Genomic DNA, 6,143 nt, shown 5'->3' on the forward strand with positions numbered 1-6,143 from the left:
GCGGTCTTCTTCGTCCTCGCGCTGGTCCTGTCGGGAGTCTTCGCCGCCGCGCAGACCGCCACCGGCGTCACTGGTACGCCTTCATTTCCGCGAACAGCACCGCGACCATGCTCGCCGCCGCAGCCCTCGGACTGGCGTTCATCGCGGCCGGGCTGCGGCTGTCGGCACCGGTCCTGCGGCTCCACGCCCGCTGGACCCGCCTCCTGCTCGCCGCGCCCCACTCGGCCGAGTTATCCCGCCGCGTCGAGCACCTCACGGACACCCGCGCCGACGCGATCGACACCCAGGCCGCCGAGCTGAGCCGCATCGAACGCGACCTCCACGACGGCGCCCAGGCGCGACTGATCGCCCTCGGCATGACCCTCGACCACGCCGCCCGCCTGCTCGACACCGACCTCGACAGCGCCCGCGATCTCCTCCTCGACGTCCGCGCGACCTCCTCGCGCGCCCTCCCGCACCGGTCGAGCCGGCCGCCTACTTCGCCGTCGCCGAGGCCCTCACCAACACCGCCAAGCACTCCGGCGGACGCTCCTGAAGGACAGGGTCACCGACACCGCCCAGTTCATCGACGCGGTACGACGGGTCGCGGCCGGCGGGACGGTGATGGACCCGCACGTGATCGCGCGCCTGCTCTCGCGTGGGGACGCGCGGCACCATCGGCTCGCTCACCCCTCGCGAGCGCGACGTGCTGGAACTGATGGCGGAGGGCCGGTCGAACGCGGCCATCGCGGCGAGCCTGCACTTCAGCCGGAGCGCGGTCGCCAAGCACACCGCCGGGATCTTCGCCAAGCTCGGCATCGGGGTGTCCGACGATGACAACCGCCGGGTGCCGGCGGTGCAACCTACCTGCGGCGCTGAGACGGCAGGCGGCCGAGCCGTTCCAGCACCTGGGTCAGCAGCTCCTCCACCGGTCCGCTCGTCTCGACGCGCACGACCGAATCCGGCCACGGCGCGTACTCCTCACGGCGGCGGCACACGTCGGCCCAGGTCGGGTCGGCGAAGTCCGGGACCGGCGGCCGGGCCTCCAGTCGCGCGCGGTGCAGGGCGAGGTCGTCGAGGACGCACTCGAACCAGACCACCGGGACCCCGGCCGCCGACCCGACCCGGTCCCAGGTCGCGCGTGCCTCGGCCACCGCGTTGACGGCGTCGACGACCGCGTCCCGGCCCGCCTTGAGCTGAACCTCCGCGACCGCCGCGGCGACCTCGTAGGCCGCGACACCGGCGCCGGCGTCCCGGCCGACACCGCAGCGCCACATCGCCGCCTCGGCGGTGTCGACCGACAGGTGGGTGCAGTCGAGCGCGGCGGCGGTCGCGGCGGCGAGGGTCGTCTTGCCGGCTCCGGGTAGTCCGGAGAAGACCACGAGCGTCGGTTCGGGCACCGTTCCTCCTTCGCGGGCGAGAGGGATCACGCTAGACCACCCTTGTCGGTGGTGCCTGCCGCTTCCGCCCGCTGCGGGCACGATCGTGGTCCCGCGGCGCCGGGCCGACCCGGCAACAGCGGCCGTCCAGCTCAGGCCCGCGCGTTTTCGCTGTCGGCGTAGACCCTCGGCCATGGCCCCGTGCCGGTCGTAGCGTTCCACCCACCCCGTCACGACCGGAAGGCCGAAGCATGCCCCTCTTCGAGGTCAACGGCACCCGCCTGTTCGCCGACGTTCGCGGCGCCGATGACGCGCCCCCGCTGCTCTACGTCCACGGAGGCCCCGGCATGTCGGCCTTCGATTTCATGCACGTTCAGGGCGACCGCCTCGCCGGGACGTCCCGTGTCATCGGCGTAGACCAGCGCGGCCTACTGCGCTCCGACCCCCTGACCGTGGGCACCGAGCTGTCGGCCGAACTGGTCATCGCCGACTTCGAGGCGCTGCGTGAGACGCTGGGATACCGGCGCTGGGCGATCCTCGGCCACTCCTTCGGCGGCTGGCTGGCCACCGCCTACGCCCACCGCCACCCCGAGTCGGTCTCGGCCGTCGTCTTCGACTGCCCCGCCTGGGACGCCGACGTCGCCAACAAGCACCGCCTGGCGCTCGTGGCCGACAAACTGGAGGAGATCGGCGACACGGAGGGCGTCGAGCGCGCGCGGGCGCTGATGACGCTGCCGCGTCGCCTCACCCTCGAAGACGACGCGTGGAGCGTCATCGCCCGGCTCGGCGCGCGCACGCTCGAACTGAACTTCCACCGGCAGGAGGCCGCCGTCGAGTTCACCGCCACCCGCGAGGACTCCGGTTTCACCGACGCCGACTTCGCCAGGGGCACCGCCGAACACGTCGTCGCGCTGCGCGGGTGCATGTTCGACTCCGCCCTGCCGCTGCTGCCCGGGCTGAAGCAGCCGAGCATGCTCGTCTACGGCCGCTACGACCCGGTGATGGCCCCGGTCGCCGTGATGTCCTACCGCGAGTCGCGGCCCGAGCCCGAGATCGCCGTTCTCGAAGGGTCGAGCCACCACACGCACATCGAGGAGCCGGACGCCTACGCGCGGGTCGTCGGCGCCTTCCTGAGCAGCCGGAGCTGACCTCGACCCCACCAGGTACATCCACAATGGACGCGTACGATGAGCCGATGCGCACCCAGGTGACCGTGGCGGGCGCCGGCCCGACCGGCCTCGCGCTCGCCGCCGGCTTATCGGCGCGCGGAGTCTCCGTCCGCGTCGTCGACGCCGCCGAAGGTCCGGCGACGACCTCCCGGGCACTCGGGCTGCAACCGCGCGGAGCCGAGGTCCTCGGCCGCCTGGGAGCCCTCGGCGGGCTGGCCGCCCGCGCGGTCGGCGCCAAGCGCCTCACGGTCAAGGAGGGCGGCCGGACGGTCTTCCGGCTCGACTTCACCAGGGCCGAGGCGGCGCACCGGATCCTGTTCGTCTCCCAGACCGAGGTCGAGGCCGCGCTCCGCGAGCGTCTCACCGGCCTCGGCGGAACCGTCGAGTGGGGCACCGGCGTCACCGGCGCCGAGCAGGACGGCGACGGCGTCAAGGTGACCGTGGCGACCGCAGACGGCACCGGCACCTTCGGTACCGACTGGCTCGTCGGCTGCGACGGCGCGCACAGCGCCGTCCGCGACCTCGCCGGCATCGGCTTCCCCGGCACCCGCATCGTCGAGAACCTGCTGCTGGCCGACCTGCGCGCCGACTGGACCTTCGACCGCGAGGGCTCCACCACCTGGCTCGGCGCGTCCGGCGCGCTGATCGTCATGCCGCTTCCCGACGGCGCCTGGCGCGTCATCACCGAGCCCGCGCACGACGTCGCCGCCGTCACCGCGACCGAGATCGCCGCGGCCGTCCGCGCCGATCTGGCCGCACGAACCGGCGCCGACGGCGAACCGGAAGTGCTGTGGACCTCCCGCTTCCGCGTCCACCGCCGCCTCGCCGACACCTACCGCAGTGGCCGCGTCTTCCTCGCCGGGGACGCCGCGCACGTGCACAGCCCGATCGGCGCGCAGGGCATGAACACCGGGCTCGCCGACGCCGAGAACCTCGCCTGGAAACTCGCCGCCGTCATCGGCGGCAGCGCCTCGCCGAGCCTGCTCCACACCTACGAGGCCGAGCGCAGGCCGCTCGCCGAGGCCGTCCTGGCGAACACCTCGACGGTCACCTCGCTGCTCCTGGCGCCCACCCGCGCCCGCCGCCTCCTGCGCGACCTTCTGATCCGGCCCCTGCTGCGCCTGCCCGCCGTCCAGAAGGGACTGTGGCGGCTCACTTCGCAGCTGGGCCAGCACTATCGCGGCAGCGTCCTCGCCGCCGGCGGCGGACCCCGCCGGGGCCCGCGCCCCGGAGACAGGGCCCCGAACCTCACCTGCCGCCGCCAGGACGGCGCGGCCACCGTGCTGCACGCCGCTCTCGACGGCCGCTGGGCCGTCGTGGCACCCGAAGGCGCCGCCGACTACACCGACGCGGTCGCCGGGGTCGTGGGCTCGGACGACGTGCTCACTCTCGCCCACGACGGGCGCGAAGTCCTCCTCGTCCGTCCCGACGGGCATCTCGCCTGGCGCCGGGACCCCTCCGACGGCGGACCCGCGGCACTCGCCGGCTGGTTGCGCGCGGCACTCGGCCGCTGAGCCCGGCACGCCCCCAGACGCGGGCGGTCCGGCCCCGTCTGCGCGGACGGGGCCGGATCGTTTCGCCTAGGGCGTGTCCGGTGGATCACCGCGGGTGCCCACAGGCCCCACGGGACGAGCGCCGGCCGTCAGGCCGCGTCGACCAGCGCCGTCACGCCGGCGGCGAACCCGCCGAGGGTCGGGCGGTCGAAGATCAGCCGCACGGGCAGCCGCACCCCGAGCTCCGAGCGCAGGCGGATGATCATCCGGGTGGCGGCCAGCGAGTGCCCACCGAGATCGAAGAAGTCGTCGCCGGCGGTGATCCCGGGCCGCTGGAGGACGTCCTCCCACACCGCGGCCACCTTCGCCTCCATCGGTGAGACCTCGGCGACGGGCGCGACCGCGACGGGCCGCGCGGCGGCGTCGCCGGCCACCGCCGGGGTCGCGGCGACCGCCGCTTCGACGGGACCGGCAACCGGCCGGTCGGGGTCGGCGGCGATCTCCTCCAGGATCCGGCGGTACTCGTCCTGGAGGACCGCGACGGCCTCCGCCGAGAGCACCCTCCCGTCGTAGTCCCACACGCCCTGGTGGCCGCCGACCTCGCTCATCACCGTCAGCACCAGGTCCACCGGCGGCGGCTCGGAGGCCATCGCCAGGGGCTCGATGACCGTCCCCGGCAGCTCCACCTCGGCCCGGTCGATGTCGACCAGCTGGAACATCACGTTGAAGAACGGCTGCCGGCCCGGCTCGCGCGGCGGATTGATCTCGGCGACGACGTGCTCGAAAGGCGCGTCCTGGTGAGCGTGCGCGTCGAGGGTGGTCGCCGCGACCGCGCCGATCAGCTCCCGGTAGCTCGGGTGCCCCGCCAGGTCCAGTCGCAGCGCGACGGTGTTGACGAAGAATCCGATCAGCGGCTCGATCTCGGTACGCGTGCGGCCCGACAGCAGCGATCCCACGACCAGGTCGCCGCGCCCGGCGTGCCGCCCGAGCAGCAGGCCGTAGGCGGCCAGCAGCACCGAGAACAGCGAGGCGCCCTCGCCGCGTGCCAGATCCTCCAGCGAGCTGAGCAGCTCCGCCGGGAGGGGCCGGCCGCTCGACCCGGGAATCCGCTCACCCGGACCGACCACGCCCAACGGGATCGGTTCGCTGCCCGACAGGCGCTCGCGCCAGTACCCGGTCTGCCGCGCCAGCTCGGCGCCGGTGAGCCAGTCGCGCTGCCATTCGGCGTAGTCGGCGTACTGGATCGGCGGTTCGGGCAGCGCCGGCGCGCCGCCGGCGGTGTATCCGGCGGTCAGTTCGGCGTGCAGCAGACGCAGGGAGGCCGCGTCGGCGGCGAGATGGTCGAGGGTCACGACAAGGACGTGCTCCTCGGCGCCGAGCCGAACGAGCAGCGCGCGCAGCGGCGGCTCGGCGGCCGCGTCGAAGGAACGCAGCAGCTCGGCCCGGGACACCCGGGCGAGATGGTCGTGGGGATCGGTTTCGGACTCGAGGTCGAGGGTCGACAGGGGCACCGGCGCCGGCGGGGCGATGAGCTGCACCAGCTCGCCGTCGAGGACGTCGAGCGTGGTCCGCAGCATCTCGTGCCGCGCGACGACGCCGTCGAGGGCGCGCCGCAACCGCTCGGCGTCGAAGACGCCGCGGAAGCGCAGGCCGACCTGGACGTTGTAGGTCGGTGCCCCGTCCTCCATCTGCTCCAGCATCCACATCCGCTCCTGAGCGAACGAGGCCCGCGCCACCAGCACTTCTTCCGCTGTCGGGGTAGTCACAGAGGTCTCCATGGGAGCGACCATCCGCTCCTGGGCTATCCGGTCGGTATCGGCTCGCCATCTCGATCGATAGCGCACCGAAAGGCCGCCGATAGACGCCGTCGCGATCGTTTCGGTCAAGCCCCGACAGCGAACAGGAGCACGCCGTGTTCGACGACGACCAGAGCACCTACCGCGTCGTGACCAACGACGAAGAGCAGTACTCGATCTGGCCCGCCCACCGCGACATCCCCGCGGGCTGGCACGACGAGGGCACCTCGGGCACCCGGCAGGTGTGCCTCGACCACATCGAGACCGTGTGGACCGACATGCGCCCACTGAGCCTGCGCCGCCGTATGGCCGACGCAGCCTGAGCCA

Annotated in this window: 5 protein-coding genes and 2 pseudogenes; 5 read left to right on the top strand and 2 right to left on the bottom strand. The window is 73.5% G+C overall.

Annotated features, from left to right (window positions below):
• Nucleotides 1-107: 107 nt before the first annotated feature.
• Nucleotides 108-392 (top strand): annotated as a pseudogene (locus AB0I28_RS02300) (sensor histidine kinase); the annotation flags it as partial.
• A 136-nt stretch (nucleotides 393-528) separates the two neighbouring features.
• Nucleotides 529-838 (top strand): annotated as a pseudogene (locus AB0I28_RS02305) (LuxR C-terminal-related transcriptional regulator); the annotation flags it as partial.
• Nucleotides 839-842: 4 nt separating this feature from the next.
• Here the strand turns inward: AB0I28_RS02305 and AB0I28_RS02310 are convergent.
• Nucleotides 843-1,379: an AAA family ATPase gene (locus AB0I28_RS02310; protein WP_357488864.1), complete on the bottom strand. Its 537-nt coding sequence runs from the start codon at nucleotides 1,377-1,379 to the stop codon at nucleotides 843-845.
• Between the two features lie 230 nt (nucleotides 1,380-1,609).
• Here AB0I28_RS02310 and AB0I28_RS02315 point away from each other — a divergent pair, with 230 nt between their 5' ends.
• Together AB0I28_RS02315 and AB0I28_RS02320 are read left to right on the top strand one after the other, a co-directional pair.
• Nucleotides 1,610-2,506 (top strand): alpha/beta hydrolase, encoded by an 897-nt coding sequence (locus AB0I28_RS02315; RefSeq protein WP_357488865.1) that lies wholly within the window; start codon nucleotides 1,610-1,612, stop codon nucleotides 2,504-2,506.
• Nucleotides 2,507-2,553: 47 nt separating this feature from the next.
• Complete coding sequence (locus tag AB0I28_RS02320; protein WP_357488866.1) at nucleotides 2,554-4,041, top strand: FAD-dependent monooxygenase; 1,488 nt, start codon at nucleotides 2,554-2,556, stop codon at nucleotides 4,039-4,041.
• Between the two features lie 128 nt (nucleotides 4,042-4,169).
• Here the strand turns inward: AB0I28_RS02320 and AB0I28_RS02325 are convergent, their stop codons facing one another.
• Nucleotides 4,170-5,786 carry a condensation domain-containing protein gene (locus AB0I28_RS02325; protein WP_357488867.1) on the bottom strand — a complete coding sequence of 539 codons (1,617 nt, stop codon included), beginning with the start codon at nucleotides 5,784-5,786 and terminating at the stop codon, nucleotides 4,170-4,172.
• Nucleotides 5,787-5,932: 146 nt separating this feature from the next.
• Here AB0I28_RS02325 and AB0I28_RS02330 point away from each other — a divergent pair, with 146 nt between their 5' ends.
• Entirely contained in the window at nucleotides 5,933-6,139 is a 207-nt protein-coding gene (locus tag AB0I28_RS02330) for an MbtH family NRPS accessory protein (protein ID WP_357488868.1), read from the top strand.
• Nucleotides 6,140-6,143 lie beyond the last annotated feature (4 nt).

Origin of the sequence: Phytomonospora sp. NPDC050363 (genome assembly GCF_040655735.1) — a bacterium.
In the GTDB taxonomy this organism is placed as follows: Bacteria; Actinomycetota; Actinomycetes; order Mycobacteriales; family Micromonosporaceae; genus Phytomonospora.

Bases quoted from the DNA above. Each gene is read 5' to 3' on its own strand.
- AB0I28_RS02315 (WP_357488865.1), top strand. From the start codon at position 1,610: ATGCCCCTCTTCGAGGTCAACGGCACCCGCCTGTTCGCCGACGTTCGC.
- AB0I28_RS02320 (WP_357488866.1), top strand. From the start codon at position 2,554: ATGCGCACCCAGGTGACCGTGGCGGGCGCCGGCCCGACCGGCCTCGCG.